This window comes from Variovorax sp. J2L1-78 (assembly GCF_030317205.1).
Lineage (GTDB): Bacteria > Pseudomonadota > Gammaproteobacteria > Burkholderiales > Burkholderiaceae_C > Variovorax > Variovorax arabinosiphilus.
In genome coordinates this window covers 513,228-532,406 of the sequence record NZ_JASZYB010000002.1, presented here as the reverse complement: position 1 = coordinate 532,406, position 19,179 = coordinate 513,228, and the positions used below count along the sequence as shown (strand labels likewise).

At 69.0% G+C, this 19,179-nt stretch carries 16 protein-coding genes and 1 riboswitch; of the genes, 15 read left to right on the top strand and 1 reads right to left on the bottom strand.

All coding sequences use genetic code 11. The annotated features are described in order from the left end of the window. Positions 1-3 precede the first annotated feature (3 nt). The 12 genes from QTH86_RS16400 (at position 4) to QTH86_RS16345 (ending at position 12,020) form a co-directional block, all read left to right on the top strand. Positions 4-1,026 carry an ornithine cyclodeaminase family protein gene (locus QTH86_RS16400; RefSeq protein ID WP_286647261.1) on the top strand — a complete coding sequence of 341 codons (1,023 nt, stop codon included), beginning with the start codon at positions 4-6 and terminating at the stop codon, positions 1,024-1,026. 10 nt (positions 1,027-1,036) lie between these two features. Continuing rightward, positions 1,037-1,843: a phosphate/phosphite/phosphonate ABC transporter substrate-binding protein gene (locus QTH86_RS16395; protein ID WP_286647260.1), complete on the top strand. Its 807-nt coding sequence runs from the start codon at positions 1,037-1,039 to the stop codon at positions 1,841-1,843. A gap of 2 nt (positions 1,844-1,845) precedes the next feature. Further along, positions 1,846-2,823 (top strand): Bug family tripartite tricarboxylate transporter substrate binding protein, encoded by a 978-nt coding sequence (locus QTH86_RS16390; protein WP_286647686.1) that lies wholly within the window; start codon positions 1,846-1,848, stop codon positions 2,821-2,823. 44 nt (positions 2,824-2,867) lie between these two features. Further along, positions 2,868-3,611, top strand: a complete 744-nt coding sequence (locus QTH86_RS16385) for a transporter substrate-binding domain-containing protein (protein WP_286647259.1) — start codon at positions 2,868-2,870, stop codon at positions 3,609-3,611. Between the two features lie 13 nt (positions 3,612-3,624). After that, on the top strand, positions 3,625-4,293 hold the full coding sequence (locus QTH86_RS16380) for an amino acid ABC transporter permease (protein ID WP_286647258.1): 669 nt from the start codon (positions 3,625-3,627) through the stop codon (positions 4,291-4,293). Continuing rightward, positions 4,290-4,886 carry a HutD/Ves family protein gene (locus QTH86_RS16375; RefSeq protein ID WP_286647257.1) on the top strand — a complete coding sequence of 199 codons (597 nt, stop codon included), beginning with the start codon at positions 4,290-4,292 and terminating at the stop codon, positions 4,884-4,886. The genes QTH86_RS16380 and QTH86_RS16375 overlap by 4 nt, the downstream gene beginning before the upstream one ends. A gap of 3 nt (positions 4,887-4,889) precedes the next feature. Next, positions 4,890-6,104, top strand: a complete 1,215-nt coding sequence (gene hutI / locus QTH86_RS16370; RefSeq protein ID WP_286647256.1) for an imidazolonepropionase — start codon at positions 4,890-4,892, stop codon at positions 6,102-6,104. A gap of 313 nt (positions 6,105-6,417) precedes the next feature. Beyond that, positions 6,418-7,797 (top strand): formimidoylglutamate deiminase, encoded by a 1,380-nt coding sequence (locus tag QTH86_RS16365; RefSeq protein WP_286647255.1) that lies wholly within the window; start codon positions 6,418-6,420, stop codon positions 7,795-7,797. Beyond that, complete coding sequence (gene hutG, locus QTH86_RS16360; RefSeq protein ID WP_286647254.1) at positions 7,794-8,612, top strand: N-formylglutamate deformylase; 819 nt, start codon at positions 7,794-7,796, stop codon at positions 8,610-8,612. The genes QTH86_RS16365 and hutG overlap by 4 nt, the downstream gene beginning before the upstream one ends. Continuing rightward, complete coding sequence (locus tag QTH86_RS16355; protein ID WP_286647253.1) at positions 8,605-9,996, top strand: FAD-binding oxidoreductase; 1,392 nt, start codon at positions 8,605-8,607, stop codon at positions 9,994-9,996. Before hutG ends, QTH86_RS16355 begins: the two co-directional genes overlap by 8 nt. Positions 9,997-10,067: 71 nt before the next feature. After that, positions 10,068-11,114 (top strand): homocysteine S-methyltransferase family protein, encoded by a 1,047-nt coding sequence (locus QTH86_RS16350; RefSeq protein WP_286647252.1) that lies wholly within the window; start codon positions 10,068-10,070, stop codon positions 11,112-11,114. Between the two features lie 60 nt (positions 11,115-11,174). Beyond that, entirely contained in the window at positions 11,175-12,020 is an 846-nt protein-coding gene (locus QTH86_RS16345) for an SH3 domain-containing protein (RefSeq protein ID WP_286647251.1), read from the top strand. 18 nt (positions 12,021-12,038) lie between these two features. Here QTH86_RS16345 and QTH86_RS16340 read toward each other — a convergent pair whose 3' ends face one another. Then, the gene (locus tag QTH86_RS16340; protein WP_286647250.1) at positions 12,039-12,926 is read right to left on the bottom strand and encodes a LysR family transcriptional regulator; all 888 of its coding nucleotides are present in this window, start codon (positions 12,924-12,926) and stop codon (positions 12,039-12,041) included. Between the two features lie 98 nt (positions 12,927-13,024). Between QTH86_RS16340 and QTH86_RS16335 the strand changes: the two genes are divergently transcribed. The 3 genes from QTH86_RS16335 (at position 13,025) to metH (ending at position 19,100) form a co-directional block, all read left to right on the top strand. Beyond that, positions 13,025-13,462, top strand: coding sequence for a PACE efflux transporter (locus QTH86_RS16335; protein WP_286647249.1), 438 nt, complete (start codon positions 13,025-13,027; stop codon positions 13,460-13,462). Positions 13,463-13,501: 39 nt separating this feature from the next. Further along, complete coding sequence (dinG, locus tag QTH86_RS16330) at positions 13,502-15,724, top strand: ATP-dependent DNA helicase DinG (protein WP_286647248.1); 2,223 nt, start codon at positions 13,502-13,504, stop codon at positions 15,722-15,724. 519 nt (positions 15,725-16,243) lie between these two features. Beyond that, positions 16,244-16,321: riboswitch (S-adenosyl-L-homocysteine riboswitch) on the top strand. 64 nt (positions 16,322-16,385) lie between these two features. After that, on the top strand, positions 16,386-19,100 hold the full coding sequence (metH, locus tag QTH86_RS16325; RefSeq protein WP_444813897.1) for a methionine synthase: 2,715 nt from the start codon (positions 16,386-16,388) through the stop codon (positions 19,098-19,100). Positions 19,101-19,179: the final 79 nt, after the last annotated feature.

Genomic DNA, 19,179 nt, shown 5'->3' with positions numbered 1-19,179 from the left:
CACATGTCCGATTCGACCGCGGAGATCCATCTCCAGTACCTCAACTACCCCGACGTCCAGAAGCTGGCGATGACCGACGCCGAGATCATCGCGGCCGTCGAGCAGGGTCTGGTCGCGCAGGCGCGCGGCGAGGCGACCATCGAGCCGCGCATGCACCTGGTGCCCGAGAAGGACTACCCGGGCCACTTCAACGTGCTGCGCGGCTACATCCGCACGCTCGGCGAGCGCGGCGTGGCGGGCGTGAAGGTGGTGGGCGACTTCTATCGCAACTACGAGATCGGCCTGCCCTCGGAACTCGCCATCCTCAACCTGTTCAACCCGAAGAACGGCGTGCCGGTCGCGATCATCGATGCGTCCGACATCACCGACATGCGCACCGGCGCGGTGACGGCCATCGGCGCCAAGCACCTGGCGCGCAAGGACTCGAAGATCCTCGGCCACATCGGCGCGCGTGGCACGGCCTACTGGAACGTGCGCCTGCTGAATTCGATCTTTCACTTCGACGAGATCCGCGTGCATTCGCGCCGCAAGGAAAGCCGCGACGCCTTCGCCGCCAAGCTGGAACAGGACCTGGGCGTGAAGATCACGGTGACCGAGGACTGGGAAAGCTGCGTGCGCGGCGCCGACATCGTGGTCGAGGCCTCGCGCCTGGAGAAGCCCGCACCGATGCTCAAGACCGAGTGGATCAAGAAGGGCGCCTGCGTCATCCCCTACGGCACCAACAGCGCGGTGGAGCTGTCGCTCACCGACATCATGGACAAGATGGTGATGGACGACTGGGGCCAGGCCAAGGCCGGCCCCTTCGGCGCGTTGCGGGCGCACGTCGACAGCGGCAAGCTGTCGGAGACGACGCTGTACGCCGAGCTCGGCCAGATCGTCGCGGGCATGAAGCCGGGCCGTCAAAGCGACGACGAGACCAACCTGTTCTGGCACCGCGGCCTGTCGCTGTCGGACATCGCGCTTGGCTGCGCGATGCTCGACAAGGCGAAGGCGATGGGCATCGGACAAACCTTGCGCTTCCGCTGAGCAGGCCGCCATGCCCCTTGTCGCCAATGCGCGCATGTACTCGGCCACGCCGGCCGTGCGCGACGCCTGGAAGGTGCTGCTGCGCTGGGTGCTGGCGCGCGCCGGGCTCGCGTGGGAGGTGATCGACTACGACGCGCCCGCGCCGCTGTCGGCGTTGTGGGCGCGCGACGACCTGGGCCTGGCGATGATGTGCGGGCTGCCCTTCGCGCAGCGCGGCGTGCGGCCGACGCTGGTGGCCGCGCCCATCCCGTCACCGGCGCGCTACGGCGGCCGGCCCGTCTACTTCACCGACATGGTGGTGCGGGCCGACTCGGCATTCGAGCGGCTCGAGGACACCTTCGGCGGCACGGTCGGCTACACGCTGGCCGACTCGATGTCGGGCGGCGTCGCCTTCCGCGACCACCTCGCGCCGTACCGCGAACGCGAGGGCACGCGGCTCTACGCCCGAGCGGTCGGCAACCTCATCCACGCGCGCGGGGTCATCGAGGCGCTGGCCGCCGGGCGCATCGATGTCGGCCCGCTCGACAGCTATTACCACGACCTGTTGCGCCACGACGAGCCCGCGCTCGCCGCGCAGGTGCGCGTGGTCGCGAGCACCGGCGCGATGCCGATCCCGCCGCTCGTCGCCACCGCGGCGCTGGCGCCCGAAGACCTGCAGCGCCTGCGCCAGGCGCTGGCCGACGTGGCGAAGGCACCCGACCTGAAACCGGTGAGGGAACGCTTGTTGCTTGCAGGTTTTGCTTCCGCCGATCCGGCGGCCTATGACGCGCTCGCGGCCATGGCCCGGCGCCCCGTCCCATCCTTCGAGGAACTTTGATGATGAAGCGTTTTCTGTCGGCCACCTCCGCGGTGGCCGCATCGCTGCTGCTGGCGGTCGCGCCGTTGCAAGCCTCGGCGCAGGCCTACCCGACCAAGCCCGTGCACGTGATCGTGCCTTTCGCGCCAGGCGGCCCCGTCGACGTGCTCGGCCGTGTGCTGGGCCAGGACTTCGCCGAAGCCTGGGGCCAGCCCTTCGTGATCGAGAACAAGGTCGGCGCGGCCGGCAACATCGGCGTCGACTTTCTCGCCAAGGCCATGCCGGACGGCTACAACATCGGCATCGTGCCGGCGGGCAACATCGCCGTGAACCCGTCGCTCTTCCCCAGCCTCTCGTACAAGGCCTCGGAGCTGCAGCCGGTGGCGATGCTCGCGACGGTCGAGAACGTGCTGGTCGTCAACCCGGCGCTGCCGGTGAAGAACCTCAAGGACCTGCTCGCGATGGCGGCGGCGAAGCCCGAGTCGGTGAGCTTCGCGTCGCCCGGTGCCGGCAGCCAGGCGCACCTGGCCGGCGAGCTGATGGCGCTCAATGCCAACGTCCGCCTGATCCACGTGCCGTACAAGGGCACCGGCCCCGCGCTCGTGGACGTGATCGGCGGCCAGGTCACGATGATGTTCGGCCAGATGTCGTCGGTGCTGCCGCAGATCAAGTCCGGCAAGCTGCGCGCCATCGGCGTCGCCAGCCTCAAGCGCTCGGCCGTGCTGCCCGACGTGCCCACCATCGCCGAACAGGGCATGCCGAACTTCGAGGCGGTGTCGTGGTACGCGCTGATGGTGCCGGCCGCCACGCCCAAGGCCATCGTCGACAAGCTCAACGCCGAAAGCCTCAAGATGCTCGCCAAGCCGGCGATCCAGGAGAAGTTCGCGGGTCTCGGCCTCGAGCCCGGCGGCGGCACGCCGCAGGCGCTGGCCGCCACCATCCAGACGGAAACCGTGCGCTGGGCCGACGTGATCCAGAAGAAGAACATCAAGGCCGAATGAGCGCCGCCGCCCCGAACCACTCTCACCGCTTTCCAGGAACCCCCATGACCCTCCGCCGCAACCTCCTCGTCGCCGCACTCGCCATCGCCGGATTCACCGGCATCGCCCACGCGCAAGCCGTGCTCACCGTCGGCACCGACGCCACCTTCCCGCCCATGGAGTTCGTCGAGAACAACAAGCGCACCGGCTTTGACATCGAACTGGTCGAAGCCATCGGCCAGGCCATGGGCCGCAAGGTCGAATGGGTCGACATCGACTTCAAGGGGCTGATCCCCGGCCTCATGTCCAAGCGCTTCGACATGGCGGTGTCGGCGATCTACATCACCGACGAGCGCAAGAAGGTGGTCGACTTCAGCGTGCCGTACTACGCGGGCGGCCTGGTCGCGATGGTCAAGGCCGACAACACGACGATCAAGTCGCCGGCCGACCTGAACGGCAAGAAGGTCAGCGTGCAGGTGGGCACCAAGTCGGTCAGCTTCGTGAAGGAGAAGTACCCGCAGGTGCAGCTGATGGAAGTCGAGAAGAACCAGGAGATGTTCAACCTGGTCGACATCGGCCGCAGCGACGCCGCCGTGACCGGCAAGCCCGCCGCCTACCAGTACGTGCGTACCCGCCCGGGCCTGAAGGTGCTCGACGAGCAGCTCACCACCGAGGAATACGGCATGGCGATCCGCAAGGACACGCCCGAGCTCACCAAGGCGGTGGACACCGCCATCGCGAAGCTCAAGGCCGACGGCACCTACGCGGCCATCGTGAAGAAGTGGTTCAGCAACACCGCGGCGAAGTGACCCGGCCGCATTGATGGATCTGGATTTCACACCGGTATGGGCCGGATGGGCCAACCTGCTGCGCGGTGCGCTGGTCACGGTGGAGATCACCGCCTGCGCGCTCGCGCTCGGCTGCCTGCTCGGGCTGCTGGTGGGCATCGGCCGACTGAACCCGAAGCGCCGATGGCTCTATGGCGTGTGCACCGCCTACGTGGCGGTGATCCGTGGCACGCCGCTCCTGGTGCAGCTCTTCATCCTGTTCTTCGGGCTGCCGCACTTCGGCATCCTGCTGCCGGCCTTCCTGTGCGGGGTGCTCGGCTTGGGCGTGTATTCGGGCGCCTATGTGTCGGAGATCGTGCGCGGCGCCATCCAGTCGATCGACCGCGGCCAGACGCTGGCGGCGCAGTCGCTCGGCATGACGCCCGCGGTGGCGATGCGCCATATCGTGCTGCCGCAGGCGGTGGTGCGCATGATTCCCCCACTCGGCAACGAGTTCATTGCGTTGATCAAGAACTCCGCCTTGGTATCGTTGCTGACCATCCACGATGTGATGCACGAAGGCCAGAAAATCATCAGCGTGTCGTACCGATCGCTTGAGGTGTATCTGGCCATTGCCCTTGTTTACTTCCTGTTGACAGGCACCGTGACGCTCGTGCTGCGACATTGGGAACGGAAACTCGGACAAGGAGGATTGGTTCGATGAGCCTGCAGCGTTTCTCGCGTTCAGCCCTGGCGGAGACGCCGTGGAAGAACGGCGGGGGCACCACGCAGGAGGTCGTTTGCTTTCCGCCGGGCGCCGGCCTGGACGACTTCGATTGGCGCGTGAGCATCGCCACCATCGCGATGGGCGGCCCCTTCTCGGTCTTTCGCGGGGTGGACCGCACGATCATGCTGCTCGAGGGCGACGGTGTGCGCCTGCAGTCGGCCGCCTTCGACCACGTGCTCGACGCCCCGCACCAGCCCTTCGCCTTCGACGGCGATGCGGCGGTCGAATGCCACCTGCTCGGCGGCCTGTCGACCGACTTCAACCTGATGGCGCGGCGCGCCCGCGGCGAGGCCACCCTGCGCGTGCTCTCCGAGATGGCGGTGCTGGACCGCAGTGCCCACGGCCTGCTGATGACGCTGGATGGCCAGTGGCGCGTCGGCGGCGGTACGCTGAAGCAGGGCCAGGGCGTCTGGTGGACCGAAGAGCCCCACACCTGGACCGTCAAGCCGGCCAGCCGCGGCGCACGCCTGGCGGTGGTGCAGTGGCGGCCCGACGATGCCGTGCCCGCCCTCGACGATCTTCACATCTGACCCATGAAACCCTTCGACACCTGCCCCTCCGCCGACGGCCTCTGGACCGGCCTGCGGCTTGCCGACGCACCGACCGTGGCCGCTGCCATCGCGGTCATGGAGGGCGTGGTCCGCTGGGTCGGGCCGCAGGCCGATGTGCCGGCCGAGTTCCACGCACTGCCACGGCACGACGGTGGCGACGCGCTCGTCACGCCGGGCCTGGTCGACTGCCACACGCACCTGGTCTACGGCGGCCAGCGCGCCAACGAGTTCGCGATGCGGCTGGCCGGCGCGAGCTACGAGGAGGTGGCGAAGGCCGGTGGCGGCATCGTCTCCAGCGTGCGCGCCACGCGCGAGGCGAGCGAAGACGAACTGTTCGCCAGCGCGGGCAAGCGCCTCGAATCGCTGCTGGCCGAAGGCGTCTGCGCGATCGAGATCAAGTCCGGCTACGGCCTGTCGCTGGAACACGAGCGCAAGCAACTGCGCGTGGCGCGCCGCCTCGGTATCGCGTATGGCGTGACGGTGCGCACCACCTTTCTCGGCGCGCATGCACTGCCGCCTGAATACGCGGGCCGAAGCGGCGCGTACGTCGACCTCGTGTGCGACGAGATGCTGCCCGCGCTCGCGGCCGAGGGATTGGTCGATGCGGTCGATGTGTTCTGCGAGCGCATCGCCTTCTCGCTGGAAGAAACCGAGCGCGTGTTCCGTGCGGCGAAGCGCTTGAACCTGCCGGTCAAGCTGCATGCCGAGCAGCTGTCGGACATGGGCGGCGCGGCGCTGGCCGCACGCTACGGTGCGCTGTCGTGCGACCACATCGAGCACCTGTCGCAGGTCGGCATCGACGCGATGCGCGATGCGGGCACGGTGGCGGTGCTGCTGCCGGGCGCGTTCTACACGCTGCGCGACACGACGGTGCCGCCGATCGCCGCGCTGCGTGCGGCCGGCGTACCGATGGCAGTGTCGACAGACCACAACCCCGGTACCTCGCCGGCGCTGAGCTTGCTTCTGATGGTGAACATGGCGTGCACCCTGTTCCGGTTGACGGTGCCGGAGGCGATTGCTGCGGTGACTTCGCATGCAGCGCGCGCGTTGGGGTTGCAGGCGACGCATGGTTCTATTGGCGTGGGGATGCCGGCGAACTTCGTGCTGTGGGATGTGCGGGAGGTGGCGGAGCTGGCTTACTGGTTTGGGCAGCGGCCTGTGCGTTCCGTCGTTCGGCAGGGGAGGGTGGTGCTGTGATCGTTGGCGTTGGTGGGAGCGCCCGGCAGGCGGTGCGGGCCGGGCTTGGGCCTGCGCAATCGCTGCGCTCGCTGCGTAGCGGGATGTACCACGACCGTGTCCACGTCGGTGGGCGGTATGCCTTTGGGCGGCTGTTGAGGCTCCGGCGAGCACCGCAGGGGCAGGCGGATCAGGGCCGCGCGTGTTTGAGCGAAGCGAGTTTGCGCGGACCCCGCCTGACGCGAGGAGCAGCAGCGAAGCCCGAAGGGCCGGAGACGTCTGCCGCCCAAAGGCATATCGCCCGCCGACGCCCCACGCACAACACGATCACCACATGACACAGAGCATCCTTGCAAGCCACGCATTGCTCCCGACAGGTTGGCAAAAGAACGTCCGCCTCGCGTGGAACGACAAGGGCCAACTGACCCACGTCGAACCCGACACGAGAGAACCTGCAACGACACAAGGCCCCGTCATCCCCGGCACGCCCAACCTCCACTCCCACGCCTTCCAGCGCGCCATCGCCGGCCTCACCGAATACCGCGGCGAGGCGAGCGACAGCTTCTGGAGCTGGCGCACGCTGATGTACCGCTTCGCGTTGCGGCTCGACCCTGCGCAGCTCGAAGCCATCGCGCTGGGCCTGTACGTCGAGATGCTGGAGGCGGGCTACACGTCGGTGTGCGAATTCCACTACGTGCACCACCAGGGCGATGGTCGGCCCTATGCCGACGATGCCGAGCTCGCGCATGCGCTGATGCGCGCGGCGCAGCGCGCGGGCATCGGCCTCACGCTGCTGCCGGTGCTGTACCAGACGAGCGGCTTCGGCGCCAAGCCGCCGAGCGAAGGGCAGCGGCGCTTCATCCGCTCGACCGAATCGATGCTGCGCCTGCTCGAAAGACTCAAGCCGCTGTGCGACGGCCAAGGCGCACGCCTCGGCCTGGCGCCGCATTCGTTGCGCGCGGTGCCGCCCGATGCGCTGCACGACGTGCTCGCCGGCCTCGACGCCATCGACCCGACCGCGCCGGTGCACATCCACATCGCCGAGCAGACGCAGGAGGTCGACGACTGCATCGCATGGAGCGGCCAGCGCCCGGTCGCCTGGCTGCTGGACCATGCGCCGGTCGACGCGCGCTGGTGCCTGGTGCACGCGACGCACATGGACGCCGAGGAATACCGTCGCGCCGCCGCGAGCGGTGCGGTCGCGGGCCTGTGCCCGACCACCGAGGCGAACCTCGGCGACGGCATCTTCGACCTGCCTGCATGGCGTGCAGCCGGTGGCACATGGGGCATCGGCTCCGACAGCCACATCTGCGTGAACGCCGCCGAGGAACTGCTGATGCTCGAGTACAGCCAGCGTCTGGCCACGCGCCAGCGCAACGTGGCGGCGGCGGCGTCGCAGCCGAACGTCGCGAGCGCGATGACGCTGGCGGCGGTGCAGGGCGGGGCGCAGGCATCCGGCCGCGCCGTGGGTGGCCTGGTCGTCGGTCAGCAGGCCGACTTCACCGTGCTCGATGCCGCGCACCCCGCACTCGCCGGTCTCGACGCGCCCGACATGCTGTCGTCGCACGTCTTCGCCAGCCACCGCACCAGCGCGATCGACGCCGTGTGGGTGGCAGGCCGACCCCGCGTGCAGGCCGGCCGCCACCCGCTTCACGACAGCGCGTCGGCCGGCTTCGTTGCCGCGCGCCATCAACTGCTTCAGGATTCACGATGAGCTTTCAAACCACCGAACCCCCCTTCCGCTTCCGCCAGGGCACGCGGCCCTTGCTGATCTCCATGCCGCACGTCGGCACGCACGTGCCGCCCGCGCTGGCCACACGGTTCACCGCCGAGGCGCGCGAAGTGCCCGACACCGACTGGCACCTCGAGCGGCTCTACGACTTCGCCGACGAACTCGGCGCGTCGGTGCTGGTCGCCACGCACTCGCGCTACGTGATCGACCTCAACCGTCCGCCGGACGGCGCCAGCCTGTACCCGGGCCAGAGCGTGACCGGGCTGTGCCCGGTCGACACCTTCGACAACACGCCGATCTACGAAGCCGGCGACGTGCCGGAAGACGACGAGATCGCCGAGCGCCGCGACGCCATCTGGCACCCGTATCACGCGAAGCTCACCGAAGAACTCGCGCGCATCAAGGCGCAGCACGGCATCGCCGCGCTGTGGGACGCGCATTCGATCCGCTCCGTGCTGCCGCGCTTTTTCGAGGGCAAGCTGCCCGACCTGAACCTGGGCACCGGCAAGGGGACGAGCTGCGACCCGGCGCTCGCGCAGACGCTGCGTGATATCGCCGAAAACGCGACCGGCTACACCGGCGTGCTCAACGGCCGCTTCACCGGCGGCTACATCACGCGCCACTACGGGCAGCCCGCGCAAAACGTGCATGCGGTGCAGCTGGAGATGACGCAGTCGAGCTACATGCAGGAGTCGCTGCCCTTCGACTACCTGCCCGACGTGGCGGCCGGCGTGCAGCCGCATGTGCGTCGCATGATCGAAGCCATGCTCGTGTTCGTCGAGGCGCCGCATGGCTGATGTCGACTTCATCGCGGCGCTGATCGCCGCGGCTGGCGCTGACGCCGTGCAGACCGGCGACGCCGTGCCGCCGCGCCATTGCACCGACTGGAGCGGCGTCACGCCGGTGCAACCGGTCGCGCTCGTGCGCCCGCGCAGCACCGACGCGGTCGCGGCCGTGCTGCGCGCGTGCAGCGAATTCTGCGTCCCGGTCGTGCCGCAGGGCGGCCTCACCGGCATGGCCGGCGGCGCGGTGCCGGTCGCCGGGGCGATCGCGCTGTCGCTCGACCGCATGAACGCCATCGAGTCGCTCGACGTGGCGGCGTCGACCCTCACCGTGCAGGCCGGCGTCACGCTGCAGGCGGTGCAGGAGGCTGCCGCGGCGCAGGGCCTGCAGTTCGGCGTCGACCTCGGCGCACGCGGCTCCTGCCAGATCGGCGGCAACCTCGCGACCAACGCCGGCGGCAACGGCGTGCTGCAGTTCGGGATGATGCGCGAGCAGGCGCTCGGGCTCGAGGTGGTGCTGGCCGACGGCACGGTGCTGCCGATGCTGCGGCCCATGATCAAGAACAACACAGGCTACGACCTCAAGCAGCTCTTCATCGGCGCCGAAGGCACGCTCGGCGTCATCACGCGCGCTGTGCTGCGCCTGCACCCGGCACCGCGCGCCAAGGCGACCGTGCTGGTCGCGGTCGGCAGCTTCGAACAGTCGCTGGCGCTGCTCGGCCGGCTGCAGGCGCGTTTCCCCGGTGCGGTCGCGGCTTTCGAGCTGATGTGGCGCGACTTCGTCGCCGCGTCGCTGCAATGGCAATCGCTGCGCGAGCCCTTCGGTGCGCAGCACCCGTTCGCGGCGCTGATCGACGTGACGGGCAGCGACGAAGACACGCTGCGTGCCGCGATCGAGGAATTGCTCGGCGAATCGATGGAAGCTGGCGAGGCGCTCGACGCCGTCATCGCGCAGTCGCAGGCCCAGGCCCGCACGCTGTGGAAGATCCGCGAAGCCACGGCCGAACTGCCAGCCAACATGCACCCGCCGATCAATTTCGACGTGAGCCTGCCGATGGCCGACATCGGCCGCTTCGCCGACACCTGCCGCGCCGCGCTCGACGCGCGCTGGCCCGGCAACATCGCGGTCTTCTTCGGCCACGTGGGCGACAGCAACCTGCACCTTTCGGTGGACGCCAGCACCGTCGGCGGCGATGAGCACGGCGTCGAAAAGCTGGTGTATGACCAGGTCGCCGTGTTCAACGGCAGCGTGTCGGCCGAGCACGGCATCGGCACGCACAAGAAGCCGTATCTGGGTGCCAGCCGCACGCCGGCCGAACTGGCCGCGATGCGCGCCATCAAGCAGGCGCTGGACCCGCAGCACCTCATGAACCCCGGGAAGCTCTTCGACCGCGTCTGAGGAGGCGCGGCGTGGGCGCCGCGATCACCCACCGCGGCAAGCCCTTTGGCCGCTTCCTACAATCGCGGGCTATGAAGCCCCTCGTCTACACCCGCGGCCAGGCCCTGCCTGGCATCCTGGCCCAACGCATCGCCGTGCTCGATGGCGCCATGGGCACGATGATCCAGCGCTTCAAGCTGACCGAAGAACAGTACCGCGGTGAGCGTTTCAAGGACTTCGAGCGTGACGTGAAGGGCAACAACGAACTGTTGTCGTTGACCCGGCCCGACGTGATCCGCGACATCCACGAGAAGTACCTCGCGGCCGGTGCCGACCTGATCGAGACCAACACCTTCGGCGCCACCACCGTCGCGCAGGAGGACTACCAGATGGCGCATCTGGCGCGCGAGATGAACGTCGAATCGGCCAAGCTGGCCCGTGCCGCCTGCGACAAGTACAGCACGCCGGACAAACCCCGTTTCGTCGCCGGCGCCCTCGGCCCGACGCCCAAGACGGCCAGCATCAGCCCCGACGTGAACGACCCGGGCGCCCGCAACGTCGACTTCGAAACCCTGCGCGCGGCGTACTACGAACAGACCGAGGCACTGGTCGAAGGCGGCGCCGACGTGATCCTGGTCGAAACCATCTTCGACACGCTCAACGCCAAGGCCGCGCTGTTCGCGGTCGACGAGTACTTCGAAGCCTCGGGCGAGCGCTTGCCGCTCATCATCAGCGGCACCGTGACCGACGCGTCCGGCCGCATCCTGAGCGGCCAGACCGTGACCGCCTTCTGGCACAGCGTGCGCCATGCGCAGCCGCTGGCCATCGGCCTGAACTGCGCGCTGGGCGCGGCGCTGATGCGCCCCTACATCCAGGAACTGGCGCGCGTGGCGGAAGACACCTTCATCAGCTGCTACCCCAACGCCGGCCTGCCCAACCCGATGAGCGACACCGGCTTCGACGAGACGCCCGACGTCACGGCGCGCCTGCTGCACGAGTTCGCGTCCGACGGGCTGGTGAACATCGTGGGCGGGTGCTGCGGCACCACGCCCGACCACATCGCCGCCATCGGCCGCAGCGTCACGCCGCTGGCGGGGCGTACGCTGCAAGGCACGGCCTTCTACCGCGAAGCGGCGTAGCGCTTGGCTGATTGACAGTGCTTTCCGACAGGGCCTACCCTGCCGTGAAAGGACTTCACTATGAAAACCACCGTGTGGCGCTGGGTCGGTGCCGGCGCACTCGCTTTGTCGATGCCGCTGGCGGCGACTGCGCAGCAGGCCTTCACCCGCATTTCGGTCAACCTGCGTGCCGGACCAGCGGCCGACTATCCGGTGGTGGCAGTCCTCGGCGGTGGGCAGCCGCTCGATGTGATGGGCTGCACCGGTGGGTACAGCTGGTGCGACGTGGTGTTGCCCGACGGCCTGCGTGGCTGGGTCTTTGCGCAGGGTCTCGACTACGCCTACGAGCAGCAGCGCGTGCCGCTCGCCAGCTATGGCGCGGTGATCGGGGTGCCGATCGTGACCTTCGCATTGGGCAGCTACTGGTCGAACTATTACCGCGACCGCCCCTGGTACGGTGACCGCCGCTGGTGGGGTTCGCGCCCGCCGCCGCCGCCGCCGGTGCAGGGCTGGCGTCCACCGCCACCGCCTCGCCCCGAGTGGCGACCGAATCCGTGGCGACCCGGAGGCCCGGGCGGGCCGGGGCCGGGCTTCCGTCCGCGGCCGGACCGTCCACCGCCGCCGGGTCCGGGCGTGCGCCCGCCGCGGGACGACGGTTTCCGCCCGCGCCCCGACCCGGGCTTCCGTCCGCCGAGCCCGCGGCCCGAGTTTCGGCCGGACCGGCCGAGGCCACCGCAAGGCGCCGAGTTCCGGCCGCAGCGGCCGAATCCGGCCATGGAGGGCCGCCCCGGCCGCCCGCCGCCGGACGCCGGTCGACCCGACCGCGGTCCGCGCGAAGGCGGCGGTCCGCCGGGACGCGGCCGCGAGCACCGGGGCGGCGGGGAAGGTCGAGGCCCGGGCGAGGGCCGCGGCGGCCCGGGACGCTGAGCGGCGCGCGACGCGGCCTCAGGATTTGTCGCGCGCAATCAGCGCCACGAAGCGCTGCGCCCCCAGCCCCAGCGGCCGCTCGCGCGACCACACCACGTCGACCCAGAGGTCGAGCCCGTTGCTGAGGTTCTCGAACGGAATCTCCAGCAGCGCCCCCGCCGCCACGTGCGGCTTGGCGAAGGCGCGCGGCAGCCAGCCCCAGCCGAGACCGGCGGTGATCAGGCTCAGCGCGGCCAGCGCGTTGTCGGTGCGCCAGACGTGCCGGCCGAAGACGAAGCGCGGGTCGCTGGTCGCGAGGTCGCGCCCTGCCACCACGATCTGCCGGGTGTTGTGCAGGTGCTCCTCGCGCAGGCGCCCGCCGGCGGCGGCCAGCACCGGGTGGGCCGGGGCCATCACCGCGACCATCGTGTCGCTCGCCACTTCCTGAAAGCCCTCGCGGCCATCGAGGCTGGGCCGCTCGAACACCAGTGCCAGCTGCGCGCGCCCGGCATGCAGCAGCGCCAGCGCGTCGGCCTGCGGCGCAGCGAGCACTTCGACTTCGAGCAACGGATATTCCGCCGCCAGCGCCGCGAGCGCACCGCTCCAGGGCGCCGCCAGCAGTTCGGGCGCGATGGCCAGCGTCAGCCGGTTCTCCAGGCCTTGGGTGAGCGCCAGCGCCTGCACCTCGAGTTGTTTGAACTGGGCGGCCAGCAGGCGCGCCTGCGGCTCCAGGGAGCGGGCGGCGGCGGTCGGCTTGGGCTCGCGGCCGCTGCGGTCGAACAGCGGCAGTTCGAGCTCGGCCTCCAGCCCCGCGATCGCCATGCTCACGGCGGACGGCACGCGCCCCAGCGAGCGCGCGGCCGCGGAGAACGAGCCGTGGTCGAGCACGGCGAGAAAGACCTGCAGGTTGTCGGTGGAGAAGGCCATGCACCCGATCTATCAGTTGAATTGAAAGAAGATGACTTTTTATATCAGTCGGTGACACATAAAGTCCAGCACCTGTTCACTGTTTTCCGGGGATTTCCATGCAAGGGCTCAAGCGCCGCGTCGTCTACATCACGCTCTACGAAGGCATCGCCATCGTCGCGGCCAGCCTGGGGCTGGCACTGATGTCGGGCCAGGGCGTCGGCCATTCGGGCGTGCTGGCGGTCATGGCGTCGGTGGTCGCGGTGCTCTGGAACCTCGTGTTCAACACGCTGTTCGAGCGCTGGGAGGCGCGCCAGGCCGTGCGCGGGCGCAGCGTGTGGCGCCGCATCGCCCATGCCATCGGCTTCGAGGTCGGGCTGCTCTGTTTCCTGGTCCCGATCTTCGCCTGGTGGATGGACGTCACGCTGCTGCAGGCCCTGCTGATGGACCTGGGCCTGGCGATGTTCTTCCTGGGCTACACCTTCGTCTTCAACTGGGCCTTCGACGCGATCTTCGGGCTGCCGGCATCCGCCGCTGGCGCCGCCCAACCGGCCTGACGCGCAGCCCGTGTCGGGCGGCCGTGCAACACTCGGCGCATGTCTTCTTTGGAATGGGCCGCGTCCGCCCTGCAGGCGTTCGACGGGGTGGTCCAGGCCAGCGCCGGTTTCCGCAGCCGCGCCGGCCAGCGGCGCATGGCCGAGCAGGTGGCCGACACGCTGGCTGCGGCCACCCTCGGCAAGACCGAGGGGGATGACGGCGACGGCCCGGTCGACCCGCCGGTGCGCGCCATCGCGGTGATCCAGGCCGGCACCGGCGTCGGCAAGTCGCTCGCCTATTGCGCCCCGGCCATCGCGCTGGCCCTGGCGCGCAACACCCGCGTTGTGATCTCCACCGCCACCGTGGCGCTGCAGGAGCAGCTGGTCCACAAGGACCTGCCGGCCCTCGCCAAGCTGATGCCGCAGCCCTTCCGCTTCGCCCTGGCCAAGGGCCGCGGTCGCTACGTCTGCCAGCAGAAGCTGGAGCGTCTGACCGGGATGATGGCCGAGCACGATGACGAGGAGGACGAGGTCGAAGACGACCTCTTCGCCGACGACGACGTGGCCGCACAGGCCCGGCCCGCCAGGCCTGCGCACGAAGTGGAGGCTCGCCTCCAGTTCTACACGGGCATCGCCCAGACGCTCGCGACCGGCGCCTGGGACGGCGACCGCGACACCCTCGACACCCCGCCCGCTGCCGACGCCTGGCTGCCGATGGCCGCCGACGCGGCATCGTGCACCGGCAAGCACTGCCCGTCGTTCAACCAGTGCGTCTACTACGAGCGCCGCAAGACATTGGTCGGTGCGCAGGTGGTGGTGGTCAACCACGACCTGCTGCTGGCCTCCATCGGCAACCGCCAGCTGCCCGAGCTGGACAACTGCCTGCTGGTGCTCGACGAGGCGCACCACCTGCCGGCCACCGCGCTCGCGCAGTTCGGCTGCCGCATGGACCTGGGCCGCCACGGCTGGGTCGAACGCTTGGCGCAGCGTGCGGTGCGCGTGGGCGTGCGCTTCGAGGTGACCGAGGTGGCCGACGTGCCGATGCACGCCGCGCAGATGCGCCAGGCGCTGCAGGAAGCCGAGCGGCTCGTGATGGATTTGTACGGCGACGGCCTGAAGACCGACCTCGCCGGCCCGGCGGGCCTGCCCGGCCGCGGTCCCGCGCGTGCCCGCCTGCCGCTGGGTGCGCTTCCCGAGGTGCTGCAGGGCCCGCTGGGGCGGGTCGCGCATCACGCGTCAGGTTTCCTCGATGCCCTGCGCGTGATCGCCAGCGCCCTGCGCACCGAGATGCGCGAGCAGCCCGCCATGGCCCGCAAGCTGTCGACGATGTACGCCCAGCTCGGCGCGCTGGCCCCACGGCTGGAACAGACCCTCGACACCGCCCAGCTGCTGCTGCGCGACGCCGCGCCCGACGCGGTGCCGGCCGCCAAGTGGTTCACGCTGCAGGTCGACGGCGATCAGGCCACGCTGCAGGCGCACGCCAGCCCGCTGCTGCCCGGCGCAACGCTGCGCCACCACCTGTGGAACAAGGTCCGCGGCGCGGTGCTGACGTCGGCCACGCTCACCAGCTGCGGCCACTTCGACTTCTTCCTGCGCGAGTCCGGCCTGCATGGCGACGAGGCGGCGACGACGCTGGAGGTGCCCAGTCCCTTCGACTACGCGGCCCAGGGCAAGCTGATCGCCGTCGAGACCCGGGCTGACCCGCGCGACGCGGCCGGCTATGTCGCCGAGATGGTCCAGTCGCTGGTGCGCGATCTGGCCGAGGTGCGGCACGGCGCGCTGGTGCTGTTCACCTCGCGCGACCAGCTGCGCCAGGCCGTCGAGGCACTGCCCGCCCCGCTCAAGCCGCGCGTGCTGCTGCAGACCGCCATGCCGCGCCAGCAACTGCTGGCCACCCACCGCCACCGCGTGGCCGAGGGGCTGCCGTCGATCATCTTCGGCATGCAGTCCTTTGGCGAAGGGCTCGACCTGCCGGGCAAGCTCTGCGAATCGGTCTTCATCGCCAAGCTGCCCTTCGCACCGCCGGACGATCCGGTCGGCGAGGCACGGGCCGAATGGCTGCGCACGGTGGGGCGCGACCCATTCACCGAACTGGTGGTGCCGGCAACGGCCATTCGGTTGGCGCAGTGGGTGGGGCGGGCGATTCGCAGTGAGGAGGATCGGGCTTCCGTGTACTGCTACGACCGGCGGCTGGTGCGGACGTCGTATGGGCAGCGGCTGTTGAAGGGGTTGCCGCCGTTTGCTTTTTCTACAGTGCGGGTGGATGGGGTTGTTGCTGCCTGATCGTTGGCTTGGGTGAGGGCGCCCGGCAGGCGGTGCGGGCCGATCGACCCCGGTGCGCCGGCCCTTCGGGCTGCCTTGCGGTGCTCGCCTTTCGCGGGGTCCCGCCCAAACTCGCTGCGCTCAGACAAGGGCGAGCCCTGATCCGCGAAAGGCTGCGCTCCTCAGCGACGCACAGGGGATCGCCCGACCCGCACCGCCTGCCGGGCTTGGTGGGCGCAATCGCTGCGCTCGCTGGACAGAGATGCATAACGGTCGCGTCCACGTCGGTGGGCGGTAGGGCTGTGGGCGGCTGTCCGGCTGCGGCGAGCACCGCAGCGAAAGGCGGATCAGGGCCGCAGCTGTTTGAGCGCAACGAAGTGAAGCGAGTTCTGCGGACCCCGCCTTTCGTGAGGAGCAGCAGCGAAGTCCGAAGGACCGCAGTCGTCTGCCGCCCACAGGCCTACCGCCTGCCGACGCCCCTACACCACACCGAAACCCTGAACAACCATCCCTCCAACCAAAGGCAACTAAAATCGACGACCCCGAGGAGCGTTGCAGCGGCCAGCTTTCCAGCTACCGCCAGGCTCGGGTCCTTCCCCGCAACGACGCTCACCTGACCATCGCGAATCCAGGTGAGCCCATGTCCGAATCTTCTTCCTCTGCCGTCACGCCTGTTCCCCCGATGAAGCTGTCGGGCCTCGAGCCCGTGCGCATCGGCGACGGCACGCTGTTCGTCAACATCGGCGAGCGCACGAACGTCACCGGCTCCAAGGCCTTCGCGCGGATGATCCTAAACGGCCAGTTCGAAGAGGCCCTGGCCGTCGCGCGCCAGCAGGTCGAGAACGGTGCGCAGGTGATCGACATCAACATGGACGAGGCCATGCTCGACAGCAAGGCCGCGATGGTCCGCTTCCTGAACCTGATCGCGTCGGAACCCGACATCGCGCGCGTGCCGATCATGGTCGACAGCTCCAAGTGGGAGGTCATCGAGGCCGGCCTGCGCTGCATCCAGGGCAAGGGCATCGTCAACTCGATCAGCATGAAGGAAGGCGAGGATCAGTTCCGCCACCATGCCAAGCTGCTGCGTCGCTACGGCGCTGCCGCGGTCGTGATGGCCTTCGACGAGAAGGGCCAGGCCGACACGTATGAGCGCAAGGTCGAGATCTGCCAACGCGCCTACCGCATCCTGGTCGACGAAATCGGCTTCCCGGCGGAGGACATCATCTTCGACCCGAACATCTTCGCGGTCGCCACCGGCATCGAGGAACACAACAACTACGCGGTCGACTTCATCGAGGCCACACGCTGGATCAAGCAGAACCTGCCCGGTGCCAAGGTGTCGGGCGGCGTGTCGAACGTGAGCTTCAGCTTCCGCGGCAACGACCCGGTGCGCGAGGCGATCCACACCGTGTTCCTGTACCACGCGATCAAGGCCGGCATGGACATGGGCATCGTCAACGCCGGCATGGTCGGCGTGTACGACGACCTCGAGCCGGTGCTGCGCGAGCGCGTCGAAGACGTGATCCTCAACCGCCGCCCCGATGCCGGCGAACGCCTGGTCGAAGTGGCCGAGACGGCCAAGAGCGGCGCCAAGGACGAGAGCAAGCGCAACGACTGGCGCGGCACGCCCGAGGCGCCGGTGAGCGTCGGTGATCGGCTCAGCCATGCGCTGGTGCACGGCATCACCGAGTTCATCGTCGAGGACACCGAAGAGGCCTACCAGGACATCCTGGCCAAGGGCGGCCGGCCGCTGCACGTCATCGAAGGCCCGCTGATGGACGGCATGAACGTCGTCGGTGACCTGTTCGGCGCCGGCAAGATGTTCCTGCCGCAGGTGGTGAAGTCGGCCCGCGTGATGAAGCAGGCCGTGGCCCACCTGCTGCCCTACATCGAGGAAGAGAAGCTGCGCGACGAGGCGGCCGGTCGTGATGTGCGCACCAAGGGCAAGATCATCATCGCCACCGTGAAGGGCGATGTGCACGACATCGGCAAGAACATCGTGACCGTCGTGCTCCAGTGCAACAACTTCGAAGTGGTGAACATGGGCGTGATGGTCCCGTGCCACGAAATTTTGGCGCGCGCCAAGGTCGAGGGCGCGGACATCGTGGGCCTCTCCGGCCTCATCACCCCGAGCCTGGAAGAGATGCAGTACGTGGCCGGCGAGATGCAGCGCGACGACCATTTCCGCATCAAGAAGATCCCACTGATGATCGGCGGCGCCACCACCAGCCGCGTGCACACGGCCGTGAAGATCGCGCCGCACTACGAAGGCCCGGTCGTCTACGTGCCCGATGCCTCGCGCAGCGTGAGCGTCGCGCAGAGCCTGCTGAGCGACCAGGCGACCAAGTACATCGACGAACTCAACGCCGACTACGACAAGGTGCGTCTGCAGCACGCCAACAAGAAGCAGGTGCCGCTGTGGCCGCTGGCCAAGGCACGCGCCAACAAGACGCCGATCGACTGGACGGGCTACACGCCGCCGGTGCCGAAGTTCATCGGCCGCCGCGTGTTCAAGAACTTCGACCTGACCGAGCTCGCCAAGTACATCGACTGGGGCCCGTTCTTCCAGACCTGGGACCTGGCCGGGCCGTTCCCTGCGATCCTGAAAGACGAGGTTGTCGGCACCGAAGCGGTCCGCGTGTATGCCGACGCGAAGCGCATGCTGCAGCGCCTGATCGAAGGCCGCTGGCTCAGTGCGAGCGGCATCGTGGGCTTCTGGCCGGCGAACACCGTGAACGACGACGACATCGAGCTCTACACCGACGAGACGCGCAGCGAGGTCGCGATGACCTGGTACGGCATGCGCCAGCAGACCGAGAAGCAGGTGATCGACGGCGTGATGCGCCCGAGCCGATGCCTGTCCGATTTCGTGGCGCCGAAGGACAGCGGGCTGAAGGACTATGTCGGGATGTTCGCCGTGACGGCGGGCCTGGGCGTCGAGAAGAAGGAGAAGGCCTTCGTCGACGACCTCGACGACTACTCGGCCATCATGCTCAAGGCGCTGGCCGACCGGCTGGCCGAGGCCTTCGCCGAATCGTTGCACCACCGCGTGCGCACCGACCTGTGGGGCTACGCTGCGGACGAAGCCTTGAGCAACGAAGACATGATTGCCGAGAAGTACCGCGGCATCCGCCCGGCGCCCGGCTACCCGGCCTGCCCCGACCACAGCGTGAAGCGCGAGATGTTCGAGCTGATGCAGTGTGCCGACATCGGCATGACGCTCACCGAGAGCCTCGCGATGACGCCTGCGGCGAGCGTGAGCGGCTTCCATCTGAGCCACCCTGCGTCGACCTACTTCAACGTCGGCAAGATCGGGCACGACCAGCTGGCCGACCAGGCGGCACGCCGTCGGCTGCCGGAGAGCGAACTCGAACGCCTGTTGGCCCCCAACCTGTAGGCCGTGGTCGCAGTTACGGTTTTTACAGCGGGGGTGGGAGCCGCGGCGGGGTCGCGCTGTCTAAGCTTGGAACATCGAA